This is a genomic window from Spongiibacter tropicus DSM 19543, assembly GCF_000420325.1.
GTDB classification, from domain to species: Bacteria; Pseudomonadota; Gammaproteobacteria; order Pseudomonadales; family Spongiibacteraceae; genus Spongiibacter; species Spongiibacter tropicus.
Genome location: NZ_ATUS01000003.1, coordinates 57,371 through 81,193 on the forward strand (window position 1 = coordinate 57,371; position 23,823 = coordinate 81,193).

20 protein-coding genes and 2 tRNA genes are annotated in these 23,823 nt (G+C 55.9%); 3 read left to right on the forward strand and 19 right to left on the reverse strand.

What is annotated here, in order from left to right; all coding sequences use genetic code 11:
- Window positions 1-3: 3 nt before the first annotated feature.
- The 5 genes from G411_RS20510 to G411_RS0113640 form a co-directional block, all read right to left on the reverse strand.
- On the reverse strand, window positions 4-1,317 hold the full coding sequence (locus G411_RS20510; protein WP_022959769.1) for a serine hydrolase domain-containing protein: 1,314 nt from the start codon (window positions 1,315-1,317) through the stop codon (window positions 4-6).
- Window positions 1,318-1,445: 128 nt separating this feature from the next.
- A complete protein-coding gene (locus tag G411_RS20515) occupies window positions 1,446-3,086 on the reverse strand; it encodes a putative bifunctional diguanylate cyclase/phosphodiesterase (protein WP_022959770.1) in 1,641 nt (546 codons plus the stop codon).
- 11 nt (window positions 3,087-3,097) lie between these two features.
- Window positions 3,098-4,282, reverse strand: coding sequence for a sensor histidine kinase (locus tag G411_RS21575; protein ID WP_028968441.1), 1,185 nt, complete (start codon window positions 4,280-4,282; stop codon window positions 3,098-3,100).
- Between the two features lie 30 nt (window positions 4,283-4,312).
- Window positions 4,313-5,542, reverse strand: coding sequence for a sensor histidine kinase (locus tag G411_RS20525; RefSeq protein ID WP_157581327.1), 1,230 nt, complete (start codon window positions 5,540-5,542; stop codon window positions 4,313-4,315).
- Window positions 5,543-5,706: 164 nt separating this feature from the next.
- Window positions 5,707-7,035, reverse strand: a complete 1,329-nt coding sequence (locus G411_RS0113640; RefSeq protein WP_084495547.1) for an ABC1 kinase family protein — start codon at window positions 7,033-7,035, stop codon at window positions 5,707-5,709.
- Window positions 7,036-7,192: 157 nt separating this feature from the next.
- Between G411_RS0113640 and G411_RS0113645 the strand changes: the two genes are divergently transcribed.
- Window positions 7,193-8,023, forward strand: coding sequence for an acetoacetate decarboxylase family protein (locus G411_RS0113645; protein ID WP_022959773.1), 831 nt, complete (start codon window positions 7,193-7,195; stop codon window positions 8,021-8,023).
- Here the strand turns inward: G411_RS0113645 and G411_RS20530 are convergent.
- From G411_RS20530 to G411_RS0113685, 8 genes are all read right to left on the reverse strand, one after another.
- Entirely contained in the window at window positions 8,013-8,696 is a 684-nt protein-coding gene (locus G411_RS20530; protein WP_022959774.1) for a MarC family protein, read from the reverse strand. The two genes, G411_RS0113645 and G411_RS20530, sit on opposite strands and share 11 nt — an antisense overlap.
- A complete protein-coding gene (locus G411_RS0113655; protein WP_022959775.1) occupies window positions 8,689-9,723 on the reverse strand; it encodes a quinone-dependent dihydroorotate dehydrogenase in 1,035 nt (344 codons plus the stop codon). The genes G411_RS20530 and G411_RS0113655 overlap by 8 nt, the downstream gene beginning before the upstream one ends.
- Window positions 9,724-9,832: 109 nt before the next feature.
- Window positions 9,833-10,462, reverse strand: coding sequence for a phosphoadenosine phosphosulfate reductase domain-containing protein (locus G411_RS0113660; protein WP_022959776.1), 630 nt, complete (start codon window positions 10,460-10,462; stop codon window positions 9,833-9,835).
- Between the two features lie 137 nt (window positions 10,463-10,599).
- Window positions 10,600-13,248: an aminopeptidase N gene (gene pepN, locus G411_RS0113665; protein WP_022959777.1), complete on the reverse strand. Its 2,649-nt coding sequence runs from the start codon at window positions 13,246-13,248 to the stop codon at window positions 10,600-10,602.
- A gap of 23 nt (window positions 13,249-13,271) precedes the next feature.
- A complete protein-coding gene (locus G411_RS0113670) occupies window positions 13,272-14,114 on the reverse strand; it encodes a DUF2797 domain-containing protein (RefSeq protein ID WP_022959778.1) in 843 nt (280 codons plus the stop codon).
- A complete protein-coding gene (locus G411_RS0113675; protein ID WP_022959779.1) occupies window positions 14,114-14,386 on the reverse strand; it encodes a YeaC family protein in 273 nt (90 codons plus the stop codon). Before G411_RS0113675 ends, G411_RS0113670 begins: the two co-directional genes overlap by 1 nt.
- A 69-nt stretch (window positions 14,387-14,455) precedes the next feature.
- Window positions 14,456-15,295: a rhomboid family intramembrane serine protease gene (locus G411_RS0113680; protein WP_022959780.1), complete on the reverse strand. Its 840-nt coding sequence runs from the start codon at window positions 15,293-15,295 to the stop codon at window positions 14,456-14,458.
- Window positions 15,288-16,181: an NAD(+) kinase gene (locus G411_RS0113685; protein ID WP_028968445.1), complete on the reverse strand. Its 894-nt coding sequence runs from the start codon at window positions 16,179-16,181 to the stop codon at window positions 15,288-15,290. The genes G411_RS0113680 and G411_RS0113685 overlap by 8 nt, the downstream gene beginning before the upstream one ends.
- Window positions 16,182-16,343: 162 nt before the next feature.
- On the opposite strand from G411_RS0113685, the gene G411_RS21580 reads away from it, so the two are divergent.
- Window positions 16,344-17,210, forward strand: a complete 867-nt coding sequence (locus G411_RS21580; RefSeq protein WP_022959782.1) for a DUF1853 family protein — start codon at window positions 16,344-16,346, stop codon at window positions 17,208-17,210.
- Here the strand turns inward: G411_RS21580 and G411_RS20540 are convergent.
- The 4 genes from G411_RS20540 to G411_RS0113710 form a co-directional block, all read right to left on the reverse strand.
- Entirely contained in the window at window positions 17,207-18,100 is an 894-nt protein-coding gene (locus G411_RS20540; RefSeq protein WP_245542393.1) for a 1-aminocyclopropane-1-carboxylate deaminase/D-cysteine desulfhydrase, read from the reverse strand. The two genes, G411_RS21580 and G411_RS20540, sit on opposite strands and share 4 nt — an antisense overlap.
- 1 nt (window position 18,101) lies before the next feature.
- Complete coding sequence (locus tag G411_RS0113700) at window positions 18,102-19,430, reverse strand: hypothetical protein (protein WP_022959784.1); 1,329 nt, start codon at window positions 19,428-19,430, stop codon at window positions 18,102-18,104.
- Window positions 19,431-19,630: 200 nt separating this feature from the next.
- A tRNA-Asp gene (locus G411_RS0113705) sits at window positions 19,631-19,707 on the reverse strand.
- A gap of 24 nt (window positions 19,708-19,731) precedes the next feature.
- Window positions 19,732-19,807, reverse strand: a tRNA-Val gene (locus G411_RS0113710).
- 245 nt (window positions 19,808-20,052) lie between these two features.
- Between G411_RS0113710 and queD the strand changes: the two genes are divergently transcribed.
- Entirely contained in the window at window positions 20,053-20,415 is a 363-nt protein-coding gene (queD, locus tag G411_RS0113715) for a 6-carboxytetrahydropterin synthase QueD (RefSeq protein WP_022959785.1), read from the forward strand.
- A 504-nt stretch (window positions 20,416-20,919) separates the two neighbouring features.
- Here queD and G411_RS0113720 read toward each other — a convergent pair.
- Together G411_RS0113720 and G411_RS0113725 are read right to left on the reverse strand one after the other, a co-directional pair.
- The gene (locus G411_RS0113720; RefSeq protein ID WP_022959786.1) at window positions 20,920-23,076 is read right to left on the reverse strand and encodes a PQQ-dependent dehydrogenase, methanol/ethanol family; all 2,157 of its coding nucleotides are present in this window, start codon (window positions 23,074-23,076) and stop codon (window positions 20,920-20,922) included.
- Between the two features lie 75 nt (window positions 23,077-23,151).
- Window positions 23,152-23,727, reverse strand: coding sequence for a lysophospholipid acyltransferase family protein (locus G411_RS0113725; protein WP_022959787.1), 576 nt, complete (start codon window positions 23,725-23,727; stop codon window positions 23,152-23,154).
- Window positions 23,728-23,823: the final 96 nt, after the last annotated feature.

The window sequence follows — 23,823 nt, forward strand, 5'->3', positions numbered from 1 at the left end:
AAATTACCGCGTTTTCAGCGAAAATCGCGGCATTTTGCTATTCAAAGCCTGCATATTTTCACAGGACCCACAGCGCTGACTGATTCCATCAACCAGTTTCAACAAACTCACAATGTGGTTGCCAACGACAGGTTTGCCAGTATTCAGCACCGCCACCGAGAGATCGCGTTGCGGATCCGCCCAGCAAAGAATGTTGGAGAATCCCAGATGACCAAAGGCAAACGGGGTATGGCGACCGTAAACCCCAACATAGCGCCCCCCCAACATACAACCCGCGCTGTAGCGCATGGGAATGATCAGTGAGCGATCAAATTGTGGCCGCGCGGCTTCGCGAGTCAGGCGATTCACGGTCAGTGGGGAGAGAATCTGCTTGCCCTGCCACTCGCCCTGTTGTCTGAGCATTTCGAAGAACCGGGACGCTTCCTCAGCCGTGGCATACAGGTTACCTGAGGGAATTTGCGCGTTGAGAAAGGCTTCGGTGTTGGAGAGTCGTACCACCGAGTCCACATCGGCGCCCAGCACCTTTTCAAGATGATTGCCAACCGGCCCCACATTAGGCAGACCACTGACATAGTTCTGCGCTGCAACCGCATGGTCTTTGGGATCAAGGCCATAGCGGAAGTAGCGCATTCCCATGGGCTTGCGAATCACCTCATCCAGATAGCTGTTCACGTCCTTGCCGGTGCACACGCGAATCAGTTCTGCGAGCACAAAGCCCCCAGTAATCGCGTGATAGGCCACCACTCGCCCATCTTCGCAGAGTGCTTGCTCTGCGCAAATGCGCCGCAGGGCTTCTTCGGAGTCGAACAGCACTTCCGTCGGCGTGTCAGCGGCCAATCCAGGCACCCCGGCTCGGTGAGCCAGCAACTGATATATGGTAATACGCGCTTTACCGCCCTGGGCAAACGCGGGAATGTAATGACTGACCGGATTCAGCAGATCCAGCAAACCGTCTTCAGCAAGCTTGTGGACCAGTACCGCACTGATTACTTTGGACGCAGAGAACAGGCAAACGGGTGTATCGAGCGCAGCGCTAACCGGCTGGCCCTCATCTAGACCACCCGAGAACCCAATACTGCGGTGCAATATCTGTTTACCTTTTCTGCGCAGGGAGACGCTGACCATCGGGTGCATACCGCTGCGGTGAAGCGCCTCTGCATCCTGCCAGATCGCCTCAACGTCCTCTGCACTGACATCGGTTCCAGCGACACTCGCTTCCTTGGGATCGATGGTGGCGCTGGCGGCGATATCCAGGCCTCTGGCGGGGTCACGGAAGATTTTCTGGCTGACTGACTTGCAAGTTTTGGCAAACAGCATGGAGTTCTCTTATGGCTGTTCCCGGCGCCGATATCGCTCGGGTTAATGAGTAATAACCCTTTTTATAACATGCCGTCAGAGTGTGAACTAGAGCGCATTCGCTCAGAAAAGCGCAGAAATGGTCCCGATCAGCTAATTTTCTCTTCGAGGGGAACGGGGCGACCGTGGAGATAGCCCTGCGCGAAATCCACGCCTATTTCGGCAAGGTAATCAAACACCGTCTGGCGCTCGACGAATTCCGCGATGGTTTTTTTGCCGAGAACATGACTGATGTCGTTAATGGAGCGAACCATCGCCTCGTGCACCGGGTTTTTATCAATATCGTGCACAAACATGCCGTCAATCTTTACGAAATCGACCGCCAGCTCCTGAAGGTAGCCGAAAGAAGACATACCCGTGCCAAAATCGTCCAGCGCAAACTGGCCACCGAGCTCATGGACCCGGTCGATAAAACGGCTTACCGCCGAAAAGTTGGTAATCGCGACGGTTTCGGTAATCTCAAAACAGATCAAGCCGGGGTCAATATGGCTGCGTCGCAGTTGGCGATAAACAAATTCCAGAAAGGACTCTTCACACAGGGACTGCCCGGAGATATTGATCGCAAACAACGGCCGACTGGCCACGACCTCAGGGTTGCTCTGTAAATAGTCGAATACCGCCTTTACGACCCAGCGGTCGATCTGCGGCATCAGACCAAACCGCTCAGCGGCCGGCATGAACTGCCCGGGACTCAGCAGCTCGCCCTGATAGCGCATTCGTACCAGCAGTTCGTTGTACTCCCGCGCCGCGCCCTGCTCATCGCACAGCGGCACGATGCGCTCCCGCATCAGACAGAATGCGCCGCTGCCCAGTGCATCGTTAATGCGGTGCACCCAGTCCATTTCGTCCTGCAGGCGGCTGAGTTTTTTGTCATGAACATCATAAACATGCAAACGCCCACGACCGTTTTCTTTCGCGGAATACATCGCCACATCCGCCTGACTCATCACCGCCTGCCGCTCCTGCGACTGGTCGTTAATAATCACCACGCCAATACTGATAGAGACACGATGGGCAATACCACTCCAGGTAAAGCTCATGCGTTTGACAGATTTGATCAATCGAGTCGCAATCGACCGCGCTTCATAGTGGTCAACGTTACTTAGCAAAATGCCAAACTCATCGCCGCCCAGACGGTACAGTAAGTCACCGGCAAACAGCTCGCTTTGCAAACAGTCCGCGACGGCTTTTATCAGATTATCGCCGGCACCATGACCACTGGTGTCGTTGATCAGTTTGAACTGATCGATATCGATATACAGCAAGGCATGAGTACGCGAGCTGACCGCGGCATCATTAACCAGGTTATCGATGCGACGCTCAAATTCGCGGCGCCCCATGAGAGAAGTCAGCGGATCGAGCGCCTGATCACTGTCCCCGCTTGCCTCCAGCCCACTCAGCAGCAGGCTGTAACCGACACAATGCCCATCCCCGTCATTGACGGTATTCACCCGTAGGATCAGTTGTTGCTCACTGTTGTCGCCCTGACCAGCCTGCAGGCGGATAGCTGCTTCATTGCCCGACGCTGCCAGTGCCGCTACAGCGTCGGCCGTCAACACGACCCCACCTGCGCCGCGGACAGGCAACGAACACATCGGCGCGTCAATAAGACTGTCGTGATTACAGAAAAGCAGGCGCTCGGCTGCCGAGTTGATGTAGCGAATATGGCCTTTTATGTCGACACAGACGACCGCTGAAGGAATTCCGGCCAGCACCCACTCTGCCTGCATATCGACTCCGCTTACTCGCTCAGAGGAATAGTGAAGTAGAACGTTGAGCCCTTACCGAGCTCTGACTCCAGCCAAATTTTGCCGCCGTGCCAGCGCACAATCTTTTCACAGATCGCCAGGCCCACACCGGACTCCTGAGAAACACCACCGGAACTGTCTCGGTGAAAAAGATTGAACAAGCCGCTGTGCTCCTCGGGACTGATCCCCACCCCGGTATCAGAAACCGAAAACAGCCAGTTTCGCTCGTGGGTAACCGCGTTGATATGGATTTCCGGCGCATGGCCCGTGGTAAAGCGAATAGCGTTACCAATGAGATTCTGGAACAGCTGGACCAGCTGCCGTCGGCAGGCGAGTATGGTTGGCAGCGTTTCACAGAACAGGTTGGCGTGGGTCAGTCGGAATTCCTCTTCCAGATTCACCAACACATCGTGAATCACGGCGTTGCAATCCACCATTTCCCGACTTTCGTTAAAGCGCCCTACCGACGTTAACGCAACGAGTTTGTTCAAGGCGGACTGCATCGCATAGACATTTTCGCGGAGATACAGCACTTCTTCAGCCAGCGGCTCGGGTAGCGGCGTATCGCCGGGCGCCGCCAACTTGCGAATACTCGCTACCGCCTCATTCAACGGCACCTGCAGATCTCTGGCGACAAGGTGCGAAACCTGCTCCACCTCGTTAACCAGACCAATGAGCTGATGCCGGCTGCGTGCCAAGGAGATCAAATCCCGGTATGACGACAGCGCCGTGTAGATTACCGAAAACAGCCGATCCTGAGTCAGTTCCGTTTTCGCCCGGTAATCGTTGATATCGTAGACTTTCAGTACCCGCCGCTCCGGTGCCAGTCCCGGCTGGCCGGTGCGAAGAATGATGCGGACAAAGTGATTGCCCACCTCCTGGCGGATGTATTGCGCCACATCAAGACCGGCATTGTCGGTCTCCATAACGACGTCGAGCAGAATAATCGCGATATCGGGGTTGTCGCGGATCAGCTCTTTCGCCTCCGATGCGGAGTACGCACTCATAAATTCAAGATGGCGGCCGCCAAAGCTGAAGTCGTGCAGCGCCAGGCGAGTTACCACGTGGATTTCTTCCTCATCATCCACAATGAGGACTTTCCACCCTTTGCTCGGCAGTGTGCCATCGGCATTAGACGCATGGTCTTTGGCGAGCATCAACTGGTCATCAATCGCCACGATTTACTCCTCGACATCCATATTCGTTTGCTATTCAACCACATCGCGACTGCTATCTACTAAAGGCTTTTCACCGCCAAGGTCCGCAGGAAATATCAGCTCCACACATAGCCCCTGGCCCGGCTCACTCTGCAGGGTAATCTCGCCCTGAAGGCGTTGCGTAGCAAGGTTGTACACGATGTACATCCCCAGACCACTGCCACCAGCCCCCCGCTTCGTGGTGAAAAAAGGATCAAACACACTGTCCAGGTGTTCCGGGGCCACGCCATCACCGTCATCGCAATAGCGCATACACACCATATCCCCACGGCGCTGAAGCGACAGGGAGAGCGTGCCGGCCACCCCCGATGCATACCCATGCATCAATGAATTCATCACCAGATTCGTCAATATCTGGGAAATGGCGCCAGCGTAGCCCCTCACCGCCATATCGCCCTTGCACTCCAGCGCATAGCTTAGCGAGGTTCCCTTCAACTGAGGGCTCAGACTGCACCAAACCTCTTCAGTATAGGCCTGCAGATCAAAGTGACTCAGGTCATCGGCCGTCTGATTTACCGCTACCTGCTTAAAGCTATGTACTAATTCTGCCGCGCGTTTCAGGTTGCTCATCAGCAACTGGCAGTATTGTTCGGCACTGTCGAAAAGCCCGCAGAGCTCCCGGTGACCCAACTCACCTCGCTCGTATTTGTCGCTCACGGTCTGCACGAGTGTCTGCATGGACGAGGCTGCCGTCACCCCGATACCGACCGGAGTATTAATCTCATGGGCAACCCCCGCCACCAGACTCCCCAGTGACGCCATTCTCTCGCTGCTCTCCATATGCTCTTGCGCAGCACGCAAACGACGCAGCGCCGCATTCAGCTCTGTGTTACTGATGGCGACTTCACTGACTCGCAACTCCAACTCGTTCTGCGTGGCCATCAGGGCCGCTTCGCGCTCTGCCATAGAACGTAACAATCCCTGCAGAGCCCGGGACAAGCCGGTCAAGTCCAGATCTACTGTTTCTGCATGAGATTCAAGCCAGTCACCACGCTCCTCGCTCTGTTCCAGCAGCCCGACCAGTGCTGACAGCTCGTCGAAAAAGGGGCGGCTGCTCAACCAAAGCAGGCCACAAACCGCAGCAATACACAGAGCCAAGAAAAGGAACTGAACACTCAGCAACACATTCAGGTTCGCAATCAACCATCCTGCAACGACAGCCACCGCGCCCAGTAGCAGCATATTTTGGCGGAGGGAAAAAGGGGTCTGGAATCGCAGCAAATCCTCCCCCTCTCAATAAGCGATGACGATCTTAGGATGGTTTACGGCTGCTATTTACTCAGGCCGCACTCATGTGCCGCAGTAAACCGCACAGCAGAAAACAGCTGTATCGTGTGTACTACCTACTCCTGCATCACCAACGATTTCGCCTGCCCCAGCCTTGCTCAGCGACCCAGCATCAGGTCAATACGCTCATCGTGAAACAGGTCGACCCCCGGTGCCAATAATTCGACATAGCGATCAAAATATAGGAACTGCTTTAACAACATGGTGAATGCGCGAGGAAATCGAATACCGTAGTTACGAGCGATATTACCGAGGTCATTCATCAGTCCATTGATACCGTCCCCGCCACGATTCTCCAGTACCTGCGCCGGATCCATGGCATTAAGACCATCAAACAAGGCCGCAATATCGCGGGTCAAGGCGTCGATATCCACTGCCTCCCGAGTAATACCTACCGTCACCATGGCTTCGGCCATCATTCGATAGTTTTGCTGACTCACCCCAGCAAACAGGCTGAACATGGCCTGCCAGGCTTCCGGCTGAATCCGCCCGACCATGCCAAAATCGATAAAGCCGACCCGGCCGTCTTTCAGAAGCAGCAAATTACCGCTATGCAAGTCCGCATGAAAGAAAGGACACTGGGTCAAGCTCGCAAACCAGGTATTCAAGGCGTGAAACAGGCTCTCACCCGGATCAATACCCACGCTGTCAATGACCGCAGTATCCGTCAATGCCGAGCCATAGAGGCGCTCCATCGTCAGCACGCGCGCCGACGATGCCTGGAGATAGGGTTTAGGCGCGATCACCTGCTGATTGCCACTGGCTGCCAGAAACTCCCTGAACACACGGAGGTTCTCGGCCTCCTTGATGAAATCGCATTCATCAATCATCGACTGATACATCTCTGCAACTAGTCCCGCCACTGCATCGCGGTCCATATTCGGTGTAATCAGTTCGACCAGACGCGTCAGCAGATACACGGTATTCATGTCTGTAGTCAGCACTTCACGCACACCCGGCTTCTGCACCTTGACCACGACATCTTCGCCGCTCGCCAGCCGGGCAGCATGAACCTGCGCGATGGACGCCGACGCCAAGGCCGTTGTTTCGAATGATGCAAAAACGGCTTCCAGGGGGTTCCCCAGCTCCTTCTCCACAATCTGTCTCACCGTGGTAAAAGGAATGGGCGGCGTCTGGTCCAGACAGGATTGGAACTCTTCAACATACTCACTGGGAAATAACGACGGCGAGCTGGCAATAAACTGTCCGAACTTGATATACGTCGCCCCCAAGGCCTCAAACAGTTCGCGCAACTCCGCCGGCGTTGGCTGACGCCATTGCAGCAACCACTTCAGCGCCCGGGGGTACACCGTCGCAACGGTTTGCAGCAAGCGTCTCGACCCCCTCAACCCCAATTCGGCAAGCCCCACGTCACGCCCGGCCGACAGACTGGGCAAAAGCGGTTTGAATTTGGGAAAGGCGGGCATAGCAATGTCCTCGGGGATCGGTGAGTACAACAATCACTATTATCCCCCAGCGCAGGCCAGCGGCATAGCGGCTGACCAGGGAATTACTGCATGATATTTTCCAACTGAGAAAGTAGAGTTACAATCCCATAACCACAAACAATAAAATAGGTGCCTCATGCAAGACACAGCCATACTGGCTCAGGAAGAGCTGGTGAGTGGAAAGCAAACCGACCAGACCTGCAAAGCGCTTGGCGATGGCCGCTATTTGATTGATGGACAGGAAATCACCCTGCCCGTCCATGTCAACGCCGCCTCCATGTTGATGAACGTCTTCACGGTCGACAGTCGCGTTGCGCAGCAGCTTATTGCCGACAGCGGCTTCCGCGTCGTTGAGATATGGCCGGGAAAAGCGCTAATGCAGCTGCTCGCGGTGGATTACCGCGAAAATGATCTGGGCGACTACAATGAGGCCGCTATCTCCTTCCCCGTCACCACACCGGGACAGTCGCGCCCGTTACCGTTGATCGGTGCCATGTGGCGAATGATGCGTGGCAAGCTGTGTAACTATATCTACCGTATGCCGGTAAACCAGGACTTCACAACCCACGCCGGACGCTTTATCTGGGGTTTTCCCAAATGGGTGACCGATGTGGATATTCAATTTGGCGAGGAGCGGGCCGAGGGCTGCTTCCGCGATGATGGGCAGCTCGTGTTTAAAATTGCCGCCAAGGCTGGCGGCAATAGCAAAGCTGCGGCGCAGGAAGCTCCCTCTCTGGCGATTCGCAACCATCAGGCATGGAAAACCGTCGGCATTACTGAGGGCGAGGGACTGACATTCAGCATGGGGGGCGATATTCCAGAGATTGGCGACCAGCACCCGCTGGCCCGTCAACTGCGCGCGCTGGGACTCCCCAAAAAGCCGATGTGCAGCATCTCTATCAAAGAGGCAAAAATGGTGTTTGAAGGCCCCGAGGCTGTTGCACTGGGGGAACGCTTTAGCCGTTAAGCGCGGCCCCTGCCCCCTCAGTACTGATGGCACCGAGCAGGCCGCTTTGAGCGATACCATCAAACAGGAACTGCATCGCCAACGCACAGAGCAGCACGCCGAATACGCGACTGATCATATGCATACCGGTCACGCCCAGCAGGTTTTGCAGGCGACTGGCCAGCAACAATGACAGCAGCGTAATCAGCAACACCAACAGCAGGCTGCTTATCACCGCGGCCTGCTCAACCAGATTGCCCTCGGCGTGAGCCATTAGCAGAATAACAGCGCCTATGGCGCCGGGCCCGGCTATCAGTGGCGTAGCCAGCGGGAACACGGCGATGTCCGCGCGCAGCTCCGCCTCACGGTTTTCCTCTCGGGTCGTCGTCGTCGCGCCGCTGCCCTTGGCCGAGACCATCTCGATACCAATCAGCAGCAGCAATATGCCGCCCGCAGCCCGCAGCGCCGCCAGCGAAATGCCCAGCATGGTCAGAATCCATTCCCCCAGCAGGGCAAACATCAGCAACAAGGCGGTGGCAATAGCGACACCTCGAAAGGCCGTGCGGCGACGTTCACTATCGCTCAAACCGCCAGAGAAAACGGCAAACATCGCAGCGACATCAATTGGCCCAATCGTGGCAAAAAAGGTCGTCAACGCGACGCTGAAGGCCTCCAGCACGCTGGCATCAGCCACGCTTGCGCTCCAGTGCTCGAGCCGCGCCGCGAACCGCATCTTTAATGAGTGCGGGACCGCGGTAAATGAAGCCAGTATATACCTGCAGCAATTCGGCGCCCGCCGCGATTTTTTCTTCCGCCGCCTGTTCACTATCAATCCCGCCGACACCGATGACCGGCATCGCTCCGGCCAGTTCATCCGCCAGAATCCGGATGACTTCCGTCGACGCATCGCGCACGGGTGCGCCGCTCAAGCCACCGGTTTCTTCTGAGTACGGCAGCCCTTTCACGACCTCACGGGAGATCGTGGTATTGGTGGCGATAACCGCGTCGATACCTGCGGCAACAAACGCCCTGGCGACACCGCGCACGTCGTCTTCGACCATATCCGGTGCAATTTTTACCGCCAGTGGCACGTAGCGCCCATGCTCCTCCGCCAACGCTTTCTGAGCCGACTTCAAGGCCGCGAGCAGTTGTTTCAGCGGCTCACCAAACTGCAGGTCTCTCAGCCCAGGGGTGTTGGGCGACGACAAGTTGACTGTGACGTAATTGGCGAGCGGATAGACCTTGCGCAAACAATGCAGGTAATCGTCGACGGCCTGCTCTGCAGGCGTATCCTTGTTCTTACCGATATTGATACCGAGAATCCCGTCGTAACGACTCGCCTTCACCGCTGTCAGCAAGGCATCGACCCCGTCATTGTTAAAGCCCATACGGTTAATAATGGCGTCTGCGGCGGGAAGGCGGAATAGCCGTGGCAAGGGGTTTCCGGGCTGCGCTCTGGGCGTCACCGTTCCCACTTCGATAAAGCCAAACCCCAACGCGGCCAGCGCGTCGATATGCCGGGCATTTTTGTCCAAACCTGCGGCCAGTCCCACGGGGTTGGGGAACCGCAGCCCCATCACTTCAACCGGACAGTCCGGTGGGCGGCGCGCCAGCAGTGGCGTCAATCCCAGACGATGGCAGACAGACAGGGCATTCAGCGACAAATGATGCGCGCGCTCCGCTGAAAAACGGAACAAGAAGGGGCGAATAAGGGAGTACATAGTCGGACCAATAGCTACAATGCCGCCAGCATAGCGAAATGCGGCGGCCGGAAAAAGTCAGCAGGGAGAAAAGCGAGCGGTCCAAAACCGTTGAACCGCCAAACCGCACTTACGCAGAAGTGTGTAGGCCACACTCGCGGTTTTCAGCAACCTTGGTGGGATCGAAGTAGTGCTTGCAGCTCGGCAATGCGTGCTCATCCATAAACGCCTGCACGTCGTCTTCGCTCCAATAGAAAATCGGTGCCACCTTCAAAATGCCACGCCCATCCCAGGACAGCACGTCCAGGCTTTGACGAAAAGCGGTCTCTTCCTTGCGAATACCGGTGATCCATATCTTGGGCTTCAGCTCATCGAAGGCGCGGTTAAACGGTTCCAGTTTCACCTGCCGAGTGAACTCACTGTGCAAATCGGGATTGTCATCAGGATGGGGAATGCCGCCCATGATGGCATTGCGGCGCTCGGCGGTCATTTCCGGGATATACACTTTGAGGTTGGGCTGGAGCAACTGAATCAGCTTCTCAGCCACCCGGTAGGTATCGGGCACGTTGTATCCGCTATCAGCCCAGACGACCGGCATCTCTGGCGCAACGTCAGTAACGAGTTTGAGCATAACAGCGGCATTCGGCGAAAAACTGGTAGACGCCATCGCCGGCTCGCCCAGCGAAACCGCCCAGCGAATAATATCTTGTGCCGATTTATTCCGCAGCTCTGCGTTGAGCGCGTCGAGATCCAAGTCCATGATGCCTGTCACTGCCTATTTAACGGGCTCCAACTTTATCACAGCCCGCCAAACAATCAATAAAAATCCTTAAAAATCATACAGTTATAACAAACTAGAATATTGTTATAACAGAATTGATTTTTATACCCATGCGATTAACTCAAGCTTTTCGACACAACCTCGTACACATCACTGCTCAATTCCGGTTCCGCCAGAATACGCTCCAGCTCCGCCTTCATTTTTGTTTGTACCTCGGGTAAATACTTGCGCCACTTGCTCAGCGGCCCCAGCAGTCGAGAAGCAATCTGTGGATTGCGGCGATTCAGGCCGAGTACCTGATCGGCAAGAAACGCGTAGCCCGCACCGTCTTCACGATGGAAGTTCACCGCGTTTTGACCGCAGAACGCCCCGATCAAGGCACGCACTTTATTCGGATTGCCGATATCAAACGCGGGGTGCTGCATCAGCTCCTTCACACGATCCAGCGTGCCCGGCAGGCTGCACATCGCCTGCACCTGGAACCACTGGTTAATCACCAGCGGTTCGTGTTGCCAGTCCTGATAGAACGTCTGCAACGCCTGCGATTTATAGGTCATCTCGCTGTTCACGATTGCCGTCAGCGCCGCCAGTCGATCCGTCATATTGCGGCTGTCTTCAAACTGCGCCTGAGCCAGAGCCGCGCCCTCGCCAGTCAGCATCAGATAGGCCAGAGCCGTATTTTTCAGGCTGCGGCGGGCGATCTGTTCCGCACTGGCCTGATACACCTCGTTGCTCTCACAGCGGCGGTACACTGCCAACAGCGAATCCGTCAATGCAGCCGCAAGACAGCGGCGTACCGCTTCGCGAGCAGCGTGGATCGCCTGAACATCCACCGGCGAAATCAATTCGGCCAGATAGGCTTCCGAGGGCAGACGCAGCATCAATGCCACCATGGCCGGATCAAGGCTCTCGTCGCCAAGCAGACCTCGACAGGCATCGACATAGTCATCACCCACCGCAACCGCTTGTCCCGCTGAGAGCGCCTGCATCGCCGCGCGAATTTCCATCAGTCCCAGTTGCTGGCTGGCATCCCAGCGGCAGAAACCATCGCCATCCACCCGCATAATGCGCAGCAGGTCTTCGCGACGATAATCCATCTCCAGCTTCACCGGGGCTGAAAAGCCCCGCAACAGGCTCGGCACGGGCTCCTCGATGACCTTCTCAAACACAAACTGTTGCCGCGCTTCCGTGACATTTAATACCTGTTCGGTGTTATCACTGCGTTCAACATTGGCAGCTTCGCCCTGTAATTGCAGCGGCAATTGCCCCGCGTCCCCCAGCAGCGCCATCGCCAGCGGAATATGCAGCGGCAGCTTTTCCGGCTGACCGGGCGTTGGCGGGCAGTATTGCTCTACGGTGAGCGTGTAGGTCTGGGCCTGCTCATCGTAGGTTCCCGCCACCGTTAATCGCGGCGTACCCGCCTGAGAGTACCAGCGACGGAACTGTCCTAGATCGACGCCACTCGCGTCTTCCATCGCCACGACAAAGTCCTCGCAGGTGACGGCCTGCCCGTCGTGGCGGTCGAAATACAGATCACTGCCCGCCCGAAAGCGTTCCGGCCCGAGCAGGGTGTGGATCATGCGCACGACTTCCGCACCCTTCTCATAAATGGTCACGGTGTAGAAGTTGGAGATTTCGATGAAGGAGTCCGGCCGCACCGGATGCGCCATAGGTCCGGCATCTTCGGCAAACTGGGCGGTGCGCAGCAGCGTGACATCTTCTACCCGCTTTACAGTGGGCGACCCCATATCGGCCGAGAAAGCCGCATCGCGGAATACCGTAAATCCTTCTTTCAGGCTCAACTGGAACCAGTCACGGCAGGTGACCCGGTTCCCCGACCAGTTGTGGAAATACTCGTGGGCAACCACTCCTTCCACGCGTTGAAAGCCGGCGTCAGTCGTCGTCTCCGGCTTGGCGAGCACACAGGAGGTATTGAAGATATTGAGACTCTTGTTCTCCATCGCCCCCATATTAAAATCGTCAACAGCGACAATATTGAACAATTCCAGGTCGTACTCGCGGCCGTAGACCTCTTCGTCCCAACGCATGGCATTTTTCAACGAGGCCATGGCGTGATCGCATTTATCGAGGTCCTTGTCCTCGACGTAGATATGCAAATCAACGTCCCGACCACTCATGGTGGTATAGCGATCGCTGATTCGCGACAGCTTGCCCGCGACCAATGCAAACAGATAGGCGGGTTTCGGGAAGGGGTCGTGCCAAACGCTGCGATGGCGGCCATCCGCCAGGGTTTCGGTGAGCACGCAGTTACCGTTCGACAGCAGTACCGGGTAGTGACCTTTATCGGCAAGAATTTCTACCTCGAACTCGGCCATGACATCGGGGCGGTCCAGATAGTAGGTAATCTTGCGGAAACCCTCGGCTTCGCACTGAGTACAAAACATGCCACTGGATTTATACAGGCCTTCCAACGAGGTATTGTTCTGGGGAAAAATGCGCGTCACACAGTGCAGGGAGAACTGCTCCGGCACCTCGGCAATCACCAGCTCCTCGCCTTCCTGACGCCAGTCCCCTTCAGCCAGCACCCGGCCATCAATAGACAGCGACAACAACTCCAGCTCAGTACCATGCAAGCGAAGCGGCGGCGAACCCGGTACCGCATCGGGATTACGACGCAGGCTCAGTGTTGCACTGACCTCGGTATGCGCCTCGCCAAGCTCAAAGCGTAGGGCCGTCTTGTCGATCAGGTAATCGGGAACTTGGTAATCTTTCAGGTAGATAGTGCTGGGCTGCGCGTCGCGCATACTGCTCTCCTCAATGCGGCGGCTTACAGCGCTGGGCTGCTCAGCTCCAGGTGGTAACCGCCGTATTTGCGAATATTGATCACGCCGGTATCAAAAATCAGGTACTGACCTTTAATACCCATCAGGGTGCCCTCGGCCAGGGCATTTTTGTCGAGATTAAATGATTTGACCTTGGTCGGATATTCCGCCACGGGGTACTCAATATGCAAGACGTCAACATCACTAATGGGCTGAATCGCTTGCAAACCAAAGCGTTCCTGCAGCGCAGCAATCTCAGACTGGCATTCCCCCGCCAAGTCATCGCGACGCGCTGCCAGATCCATGGTATCCGGGCTACCCTTCAACATGGCCTGCCAGCTCGTTTTATCGGCGACGTGATTTTTGTACACCGTTTCGACGAGCCCCGACTGCAGGCGGTTGCTGACGCGAAAAATCGGCAGAGCTGCCACCGCACCTTGATCAATCCAGCGCGTCGGAAGCTGTGTGTTGCGGGTAATGCCGACTTTCACACCGGATGAATTCGCCAAATACACAATGTGGTCGATCATGCAGTGGGTTTCGCCCCACTCCGGCTCCCGGCAGGTCCCCTCAAAATAATGGCATTTCTCCGGGCTGACAATGCAACTGTCGCACTGCGCCAGCCGCTGAAAACAGGGGTAACAGTAACCTTGATTGAAGCTCTTTTTGGTCAGACGACCACAGTGCACGCAGTTGATCTGATGGATATATTCCAGCCGCAGCGGATGGCCGATCAGGCGGTTCATATCTACCTTATGTTCACCCAGCGGCAACTGATAATGCGCCAGTTGATTGTCCAGGTGCGTATGCATTTTCGAAGCCGCACCGGCAACACTCGACAAAGCCATCAGCTCTCCGTCCATTTGATGGGTTTTTCAGCATCGGTATCGCCGTGACCGCTGCAGCTTTCGCCCTCGGCTTTGCTGCCCAGATCCACGTAGCCAACACGCTGCTGCTCCGGCTTGCGACGGAAATCGTAGGCAATCACCGCCTCCATACAGCTCTCGCGCTGCTCGGGTGTAAGCGTGCGACCATCCGGCCACTTACCAATTTCCACCGCTCGCTTGAGCGATTCATAGATGCTGGGATCGAGGTTATCGATCAGCTTTTCAAAATCCATGGTGCCCTCCGCAGACGGCTGAAACAAAAGCTTGAGATTATACCAGAGACAGGGCGAACCCCGCGGCGGTTATACGGGGCGACGGCGCAGAAAAGCTGCTGCCACTCCCAGCAACAATCCCATAACCAGACCGCTGAAATGGGCCGTGTTGGCAATTTCGCCAAGCCCCAACAGGCGGGTGAAGCCCGCCATGCACACCAACAGCCAGATCAGCATGACCGTTGCCACACCGCGTACCAACGGGAAAGCCTCCACCGGGCGCAGGCGGTTCCAGGCAAGAATGTAACCGAGCAGTCCGTAGATAACGCCGGACATACCGCCGAACAACGACACGGTCATCATTGCCTGCGCCATATTTGACGCCGCGGCGACCAGCAGCACCAGCCCCAGCAACGCCATGCCACCCTGGCGGCGCTCGATCATGCCACCCAGTTCCCACAACCAAAGACCGTTAAAGGCAATGTGCATCAAACCAAAGTGCAGAAACATCGGCGTCAGCAAACGCCAGGGCTCGCCCACTGGCCATTGAGCGAGCAGCTGGCCGCTTTCAAGGTCTAGCGGGTAAAACGTCAACAGCGCCACAGACTCAAAACTGCGATCAAGCTGCGGCAGCAACGCCCCGGCAATACTCAGCAGCAACAACACCCATACCACGGGACCACTTCGACGTTGCAACACGGGCGCCGAACGCGTTGGTGCCGAGCGGCGCTCTATGTGCAGCTCACCAGTCTTCAGGCGTGAGTACAAGGCGCGTACCTGTTCCTGCTGCTGGGCGTCCCCGACTCGCAGCAACTGGCGATTACCTTCTTCGGCAATATGATGGGCAACGCCCTGTTGCCACAGCAGTGCGGAGAAATCTGCCAGATCCTCATCCAACGGCAGATCCAGCGCAATAAAGTACTCAGTCATCGTCATCCCCGGCAGGCAAATGCGCCCCCCAACCGAGCTTGTCACGACAACTGGCGTAAAAGGAGTGGTCCAGTGGATGGATGAGCTTCATACGGTGAGGTTTCTTGCGAACGGTGATGATATCTCCCGGCTCGCTGGTCATGCGCAGCTGACCATCGCAAGTCACTGGCGGCTTCGCCGTATTGCGTTCGCTGACCACCATGGTGATTTCACTTTTGCCATCGATCACAATCGGCCGACTGCTCAACGTATGAGGAAACATCGGCACGATAACAATGGCATCCAGGCGCGGATGCATAATCGGGCCACCCGCCGAGAGGGAATACGCCGTAGAACCAGTCGGAGTGGAAATGATTAAGCCATCTGAGCGCTGACGGTAGACAAACTCCCCGTCGACAAACAGCTCGAATTCCATCATGTGGCCAGAGGTCCCGGAGTTGAGGACCACGTCATTGAGGGCATCGCCCTTGCCCACCCGCTCACCGTTGCGGATCAACTCCACATCGAGCAGGAAGCGCTTTTCAAGACGGTAATGCCCGTCAAGCACTGCGCCCACCTGGGCCTCAATATCGTCAGGCGAGATATCCGTCAGGAAACCGAGGCGGCCGCGGTTGACCCCCAGCACCGGCGCATTGTGCCGAGCCAGTGTTCTCGCCGCCCCCAGCAGGCTGCCGTCGCCGCCCACCACAATAATCAAATCGCAAATCTCGCCAATCATCCGGCGACTGCAAACTCGCAGTGCATGGCTGTCCATCAGCCCGGCAATCTGCTCATCGAGAACGGCACTCAGGCCACGCTGCTGGAGAAAATCCAACAGACGACGAAGGGTTTCGGCAACGCCATTACCTTCACGGCCGATCACCCCAATATTGCGGAACTGTTCCATAACACCTGCTGCCATGCGCTGGGCGCTCATTATAACCGCCCAGCGGGAAGGCAATGCAAACACCGATTGCGCTCCCGGCGACGACCTCATCCTGAAAAGTAAAATTACGACGCAATTTCTGTCTACAATGGCGGAAACATTTGATCGAGCAACGACCCGCAGATGATGGCAAATGCCTTCCCACATAGCCTCCCCCAGCTGAACTCGCCCCCTGTGCGCGCCTTGGCATGGAGCTGCTTTGCCCCCCCACTTCTCAACGAGACGACAGGGATTGCCGCTCCGGATCTCCCGCTGACGAGCCAACGACGGGAATGGCTGGAGCAGCTGGACCGGAATGATCGCCGCCTGCGCGATTACCTCGAGCAGCACTGCCGGAGTCCAAGGCTGGGCCTCGTGTTCGAATCACTCTGGCATTTTTTTCTGATTGAAGACCCACATACCGAACTGCTGGCCCACAACCTGCCAGTCAGGCAGGACGGACGAACACTGGGCGAGTTCGACGTGCTTTATCACGACATGTTGAAAGGCCACACATTTCACTTAGAACTGGCCGTGAAGTTCTTCCTTGCTCGGCACGCAGGCGAGCTGCCCTTTCGAGAATGGCTCGGCCCCAACAGCGCCGACCGTCTTGACCGCAAACTGGAACGACTGCTCTCGCACCAGCTAGAGCTGTCGCAGACCCCAGCCGGCCAACAAGCGCTGAAAACTGCGGGGATTGTTAAATGCGAGCCCCAACTGCGCGTGGCGGGGATGCTGTTCTATCCGGAACAACAAAAAGCCTGGAGTCACGGCCTGAACCCAGATCACCCCGTCGGGGACTGGTTCCACGTCGGGAAATTCCGCCAACGGTCAGATGAACACTGGCAGTGGCGATTGCTGGAAAAGCCCTATTGGTTAGATGCTGATTACGAAAATGCCCGGCCGCTCGATGAGCGTCAGCTCGATCGAGCAGAACAGCGTCCCGTCATGCTGATCAATAAGCACCTCGAACGCTGCTTTGTCGTTCCCGATGACTGGCCTCGCGACTAACTGCAGCCAAACACCTCGGGATAGCCTCGCCTTCCTTGTAAACCACCGGTGTGCACCGCCAGTATCCGCGAGTACGCGTTGAGCTCCCCCGACAACTTCAAGGTTTCCACTGCGTAGAAAAGCTTAGCGGTGTACACCGGGTCGAGAGGGATACCACTGCGCTGCTCAAACGTCTTAATAAACTCAATCAGTCCTGGCGTCAGTTGCCCGAACCCCTTGCCAATAAAGCGGTAGTCCAAAGACCAGTTATTTCTGAAGTGACCGATCTTGGTCAACAGGCGTTGAATATCGGCGGGCATGAACTGCTCAGCCTTTTTCACTACCGGCACACCACGCACAGCCACGCCGTCAGCAACGGCGCAAGCCAAGCCAGCAAGGGTACTGCCCGTACCGCAGGCCAGCATCACCAGGTCATACGCCGCAGCCCGATCTGGCAGCAACGCTGCAATATCCGCACAACCCTGCACCCCCAGGACATTCGCCGCACCCTCCGGAATCACATAAGGCTTTGGAAGCTCGTGCACTAAGGAGGCAACAAACTCCGGATCATGGCGGCGCCGATAATCGCTCCGACTGAGGGGAATAATCGTCGCCCCCCAGCGCGCCGCATCTAGCAGGCAGGGCGTTTGCTGCCCCGCATCTGCGCGCACAAACAGATAGCACGGAAAGGCCGCTTCCCGAGCAACCGCCGCCAAAGCATGAAGGTGATTGGAGTGAGCACCACCGAAACTAACCAGACAGTGGGCATCAAGGCGCCGCGCTTCGCTCAGATTGGTCTTGAGTTTGAACCATTTATTGCCAGGCGCCAGCGCGTGCTGACGATCCAAGCGCAATACATCCACGCAGGGAGTGTCCGTATATAAGGCATCAATCAGTGAGGTGACTGCCACCTCAGCCAAGCTTGTGCGCCTCGCAGCGGTCGCTGTCTCCCGAGCGGAATAACTTCGGCTTCATCACCTTATCCAGCGGTTGACCGCAGTATTCCCCGCGCTCGTCCTGATAACAGCACACCGGCAGGCGGTAGTGGACCAACCATCGCTGATACTGCTCCAAGCTGACCTCACAGCGCTCGGCGGCATAGGCTTGCGGATCACGCAGATAGGCGGGCATGTCATGACGATCGATCACCAGATGCTCAATGCCGGGGTGATAGGCAACAAACACCACTCCCTTCTCCGCCATTTCGGTCAGAATCGCATTATCGTCCTTGAGCATGAGCTCGTTGTTCTGCTCGCGCAGGCGCCCCAGCTCATCACGCAATCCGACGATTTCAGTGGCGCGCTGATACAATTCTGTCTCACGCTTTCGCAGGCGCTCCTCGTAATCGGCAGCGTGGCGTTCCAGCTCTCTCTGCAGGCGCTCCTGGTAGCCAGTTTTCAGCGCGTCAAGCTCACTCTGCGCGGCCTCTCCGCCTTTTTCCAGCAACGCCTCATATTCGGCATTTCGACTCTCCAGCTCAGCCTGCTGCTTGGTCATTTGTGTCTGCAATTGCCGACAGCGAGCCTCCAGCTCAGCCCCGTTCTTTGTGGCCCGTGCCAGCGCCTTTTCAGTCGCCGCCAATTTTTCAGCGAATTGTTCGGCCTGCTTTTCGGCGAGCGTTTCAAAGCGTTCAGCCTGGGTCGCCAGCCGAAGCTGCTCAGCTTGTCGCAGCGCTTTCAATCTCGCGCGGTAAGCCCGGTGAAATATCGGTTGATCGGCATCGACAGAATCGGCACGAGCGGCAGGCGGTGCCGGAGGCGCGCTCTCCTGAAAAAATGGCGATACTGCCGCCGCGGTCGGTGCCGACGCTTCATCACTGACAATACCCAGTCGATTGCGCTGCACCGCCACACTGATGGCTGAGAATGTTTGGTTGTTCTCCATCTCCGGGTCCCAGAGTTGCTGGCGATACCAGGACACCGGACAGGCACTGCGGCAGGCGACCCGAATCATGCCCGCACCTAAGTCAGGACCAAAGTTCGCGTGGTCTAACAAATGGCGAAGGGGGATATTCCAGCTGCCGGCAATACGGCCTCGCTTGTCAAAGCTGATCGTAAAGAAAACCGCACCCGTGACCTTCAATGCGCCATTTATCTGTACGAACACAGCCTGTAACTGCTCGCCGGCGAAGTCCGGCACACCGACGACGTCGTCGAGAACAGCTTCAAACTCAGAGAAATACATTTCTTTGACGATGTCATCGTCGCGAAAAAAAAGAATGGCTTCTGTCAGTGATGACATAGGGCACTCGCCTTCCAGCTTTTATAGTAGAAGCAGATGATAGCGCGATTTGACGCACAAATACGGCGTGGCAATCACATTCATTCAAGTGGCGCAGACGCGTGCAGCGGAAATTCGACGCACTGACAAAGCAGGTAAAAATAAAGGAATATTAAAAACAGAAAGGAGGTCAGGAAATCACTGCAAGCAGTGGTAAAAGTTGGCGGACCGGACGGGACTCGAACCCGCGACCTCCGGCGTGACAGGCCGGCATTCTAACCAACTGAACTACCGGTCCGCATACTCTTACACTCGATCGATTTGGTGGGTGATGACGGGATCGAACCGCCGACCCTCTGCTTGTAAGGCAGATGCTCTCCCAGCTGAGCTAATCACCCCTCAATCGAGTGAGGCGCATTCTACAGTAATGACCTTGCTTGTCAAACCTTCCAGGGGATTTTTTTTAAAAAACTGTAAAAAAAGCCTATCCAACTGATTTTGCTCATTTTTTGTACTACATGAAGCCCAATAATTCGCCACTTTGTGCAGCCTTTGAGCACCCTGCGAAGCACGCTGTTCTGTACAGCTTTAGTAAGGCTGATTACCATAGCTCGCCCTAACTTCAGGCTCAGGTCCTTTATCCGTGGAAATTTTCAAAGAGTTCAGTTTCGAAGCCGCCCATCGCCTACCCAACGTCCCCGAGGGCCACAAATGCGCCCGCCTGCACGGCCACAGCTTCCAGCTACGGGTCGTTGTTGGTGGCGAGCCCGACTCTCACACAGGCTGGATCATGGATTTTGGCGATATCAAGCAGGCGATAGCGCCTATTCTGGACCAGCTTGACCACTACTACCTGAATGACATCCCTGGCCTTGAAAACCCCACCAGCGAAAACCTGTCGATATGGATTTGGCAAGCGCTGAAGCCATCCCTGCCTGCACTAAAACGTATCGAAATGCGTGAAACCTGCACCAGCGGCTGTAGCTATAGCGGCCCCGAGAACTGACACGCGCACCATCTTGATGCCCGCCAAAGCCCCAGAATTATGCAGCGTTGCAATTGGTAACACGTTACATAAGTCAACTCTTGACGTAACACTTATTCACAGATAGGGCCCAATAACCCAAAGTTCATCGTTTAGCGGCAAAAAATCACAGATAAAATCAAGAAAACATCATAACTATATGTTTTTTATAGAATTTAATATAATGATTAAAATTTGACCAATTTGTTACAACCCCGAGTCTATCGCGCTTAGCGGGCCAAACTGACAACTTACCCACCAACTTATCCACAGATTATGTGGAAAACCCGTAACCCCAGTGTAAAACTCCTGCCGTTACCATAGGGAATACGTTAGCAGGCAGTCTAACTAACTGAACCCCGACACCAAATACACAAACACATATTCATGGGGCGCACCGCTTATGCTAGCCAGCTTCCACTAACACCCGCTTTCTATACACAAAAAAAGGGGCCAGCGGCCCCTTCAAAATCACAGATTGTTTTTCTAGCTAATTAAGCCTATCAACCAAGCGAGTCCGCTATATACCCAAGCTTTAAAGCTGCGCCACCACTCGGGTAGCTCACGGGACTCTTTGTCCTTGTTTGCTTCATCAAGGATATAAGCGTGAATGGCGTAGGCCTGATCTTCATCAATCACCTGCTTGAAGCCGACCATACCCAGCTTGCTCATGATGCCGTCCAGCACGATAGCGTTAAAGTTATCGTGAAACGCGCGCGGCAAATGACGCAAATCAGGGATGGCGCCGTTGGAAATCACTTCAGTACCATGACAGGCCGCGCAGTAGGCGTAATACAGCTTGCGCCCCTGCTCCAGCACAGCCTCATCCTCAGTCAAACGCGGCGGCGGCTCGTGCAGCTGCTTTTCGGGATTTGGCGGCAATTGGCCATTGCCCCCCAATTTAAAGGTCAGAACCCGGCTCGGCGGTGGCGTGTACTCACGCTCCAGACCCGCGACCAAGCCAAAAGCACCACCCCAACCGACCAGCAGAGTCACGTATTGCTCGCCGTCAAGACTATAGGTCACTGGCGCCGCCATGGCGCCCGTGCGGACATCATGGCTCCAGAGTTTTTCACCGGTCTTGTCATTCACAGCAATGAATTGCCCATCCGCCGTTCCCTGAAAGACCAGCCCTCCCGCCGTCGCCAGCAGACCGCCATTCCAGGTCAGTTTATGCGGAATTTCCCAGGCAGCGCTCTGTGTTTTCGGATCCCAGGCCAGCAATGAGCCTCGAGTCATCGTCGTCGTCAGCAACTGCGCCAGAATCGGGTCGGGCAATGCAGGCTGCTCCAGAGGCACGCCCAGATTCCACTGCCCCCAGCGGTGCAGGTATTCCTCGACATCCGCGTACTGGAACAGGGCTTCAATGGCGGGAATATAGACATAGCCGGTATCGGGGCTGTGCGCCATCGGGTGCCAGTTGTGCGCGCCCATGGACGATGGCCGAATCAGCTCCGGCTTGCCTTCATAACGCGCGATATCGGTTTCAACCGGCCGACCGGTCGCCATATCGTAGTGGCTTGCCCAGTTCACCTTGGCGTAGGGTTCAGCCGACAGCAACTTGCCGTTCTCGCGATCGATGATAAAGAAGAAGCCGTTTTTCGGCGCATGCCAGATAACCTTCTTATGTTCACCATCGATTTCCATGTCGGCCAGCATAATATGCTGCGTGGCGGTAAAGTCCCAAGTCTCGGCAGGGGTCTCCTGATAGTGCCAAAGGTAGTCACCGGTATCGGGGTTCAGCGCGACAATCGACGACAGATAGAGGTTGTCACCACCTTCAGGACTTCTAATACGCTGGTTCCAGGGAGAGCCGTTACCGACACCGATGTACAACTGGTCCAACTCGTCGTCGTAGACGATTGAGTCCCAGACGGTGCCGCCACCACCGAACTCCCACCATTTACCCGTCCAGGTTTCAGCGGCTCGCGCCATGGCATCATTCTCGAACCCGTCGGCCGGGTTGCCGGGGACGGTGTAGAAGCGCCAGCGCATCTCGCCGGTATTCACATCAAAGGCGCTGACAAAGCCTCGAACACCGTATTCTGCGCCACCATTCCCAATGAATACCAAACCTTTGGCGACACGGGGAGCCCCGGTAATGGTGTACGGATATTTCTCAATATCAGCACTTTGTACGGACCAGATGACCTCACCACTCTCGGCATCCAGGGCGATCAGGCGGGCATCGAGCGTGCCGACAATCACTTTACCTTCGTAGACAGCGACACCCCGGTTTACGACATCGCAGCAGGCCATCTTGGCCCACTCCCGGGGAACCTTGGGATCGTACTTCCACAGCAGCTCACCACTGCGGGCATCCAAGGCATACACCACACTCCAGTTGCCGGTGACATACATCACGCCATCAACCACTATCGGGGTTGCTTCAAGGCCGCGATTGAAATCAGTGTCAAAGGACCAGGCCAGGCCCAGCTCAGTCACCGACTCGCGATTGATCTGCTTGAGCTCGCTGTAGCGCTGCTCGCGGTAATCTTTACCGTGAGCAAGCCAGTTGTCAGAGGGATTGTCTGCGATCGTGCCGGTATTAACATCGGCGGCGCGCATGGCGCTGGCGGAATGCGCCAGAATCAGGCTGGCGATGGTCAACAGGGTGGTCGACCAGCGGTTTCTTACGCTCATAAATTGCCCCGGTATAAGGTGTCTTCGTTTTTTTGTTATTTATCTACGAAGAAACGCCGACCCGGAGCACTCGCACTAGCGTTTCTTCAGGCCCTGCATATTCTCGTAGAACGCCATAATTTCTTTCAGGTCAGCCTCGTAATCCCCGGTGGGATAAAAGGTTGGCCCCAGCCCTGTGGTCTTTGTCTTGGCATCGACAAAGCCCAACACGATGGGCACATTTGCCGCACAGGCAATGTGATAAAAACCGCCTTTCCAGCGATCAACTTCACTCCGTGTTCCCTCCGGCGTAATGACCACCAACAGTTCGTCACGGCGACGATATTCCTCAGCCATCTGCTCTACCGTGTTATGACGCTTGCGGCGGTCGATAGCGATGCCACCAAACCAGCGCATAATGGCGCCCAAAGGCCCTTTGGGAAACAAGGTATGCTTACCCATCCAGTGCACATCCAGGCCCAGCACGAAAGCAATCACCATCATGGTGGGAAAGTCCCAGTTACTGGTATGTGGCGCCGCTATCAATACACACTTTTTCTGTTCCGGCTTTTGCCCCAGCACTTTCCAGCCAATCAGCCGGGAGGTAAACAGGAACAGTGGACGAAGCAGGAAAGTCAGCAGTGAATTTTTGAATATCGTATTTTTTTGCATATCACTATGGCACCAACACTGCACAGGGTGCAGCAATTGGTTACAGGTAGTTTACCAACACCAAGTCAGGGAACAAGCGCAGTAAGACGCTTACCC

Bases quoted from the DNA above. Each gene is read 5' to 3' on its own strand.
- G411_RS20510 (WP_022959769.1), bottom strand. From the start codon at position 1,317: ATGCTGTTTGCCAAAACTTGCAAGTCAGTCAGCCAGAAAATCTTCCGT.
- G411_RS20515 (WP_022959770.1), bottom strand. From the start codon at position 3,086: ATGCAGGCAGAGTGGGTGCTGGCCGGAATTCCTTCAGCGGTCGTCTGT.
- G411_RS0113640 (WP_084495547.1), bottom strand. From the start codon at position 7,035: ATGCCCGCCTTTCCCAAATTCAAACCGCTTTTGCCCAGTCTGTCGGCC.
- G411_RS0113645 (WP_022959773.1), top strand. From the start codon at position 7,193: ATGCAAGACACAGCCATACTGGCTCAGGAAGAGCTGGTGAGTGGAAAG.
- G411_RS0113655 (WP_022959775.1), bottom strand. From the start codon at position 9,723: ATGTACTCCCTTATTCGCCCCTTCTTGTTCCGTTTTTCAGCGGAGCGC.
- G411_RS0113660 (WP_022959776.1), bottom strand. From the start codon at position 10,462: ATGGACTTGGATCTCGACGCGCTCAACGCAGAGCTGCGGAATAAATCG.
- pepN (WP_022959777.1), bottom strand. From the start codon at position 13,248: ATGCGCGACGCGCAGCCCAGCACTATCTACCTGAAAGATTACCAAGTT.
- G411_RS0113670 (WP_022959778.1), bottom strand. From the start codon at position 14,114: ATGGCTTTGTCGAGTGTTGCCGGTGCGGCTTCGAAAATGCATACGCAC.
- G411_RS0113675 (WP_022959779.1), bottom strand. From the start codon at position 14,386: ATGGATTTTGAAAAGCTGATCGATAACCTCGATCCCAGCATCTATGAA.
- G411_RS0113680 (WP_022959780.1), bottom strand. From the start codon at position 15,295: ATGACTGAGTACTTTATTGCGCTGGATCTGCCGTTGGATGAGGATCTG.
- G411_RS0113685 (WP_028968445.1), bottom strand. From the start codon at position 16,181: ATGGAACAGTTCCGCAATATTGGGGTGATCGGCCGTGAAGGTAATGGC.
- G411_RS21580 (WP_022959782.1), top strand. From the start codon at position 16,344: ATGATGGCAAATGCCTTCCCACATAGCCTCCCCCAGCTGAACTCGCCC.
- G411_RS0113700 (WP_022959784.1), bottom strand. From the start codon at position 19,430: ATGTCATCACTGACAGAAGCCATTCTTTTTTTTCGCGACGATGACATC.
- G411_RS0113720 (WP_022959786.1), bottom strand. From the start codon at position 23,076: ATGAGCGTAAGAAACCGCTGGTCGACCACCCTGTTGACCATCGCCAGC.
- G411_RS0113725 (WP_022959787.1), bottom strand. From the start codon at position 23,727: ATGCAAAAAAATACGATATTCAAAAATTCACTGCTGACTTTCCTGCTT.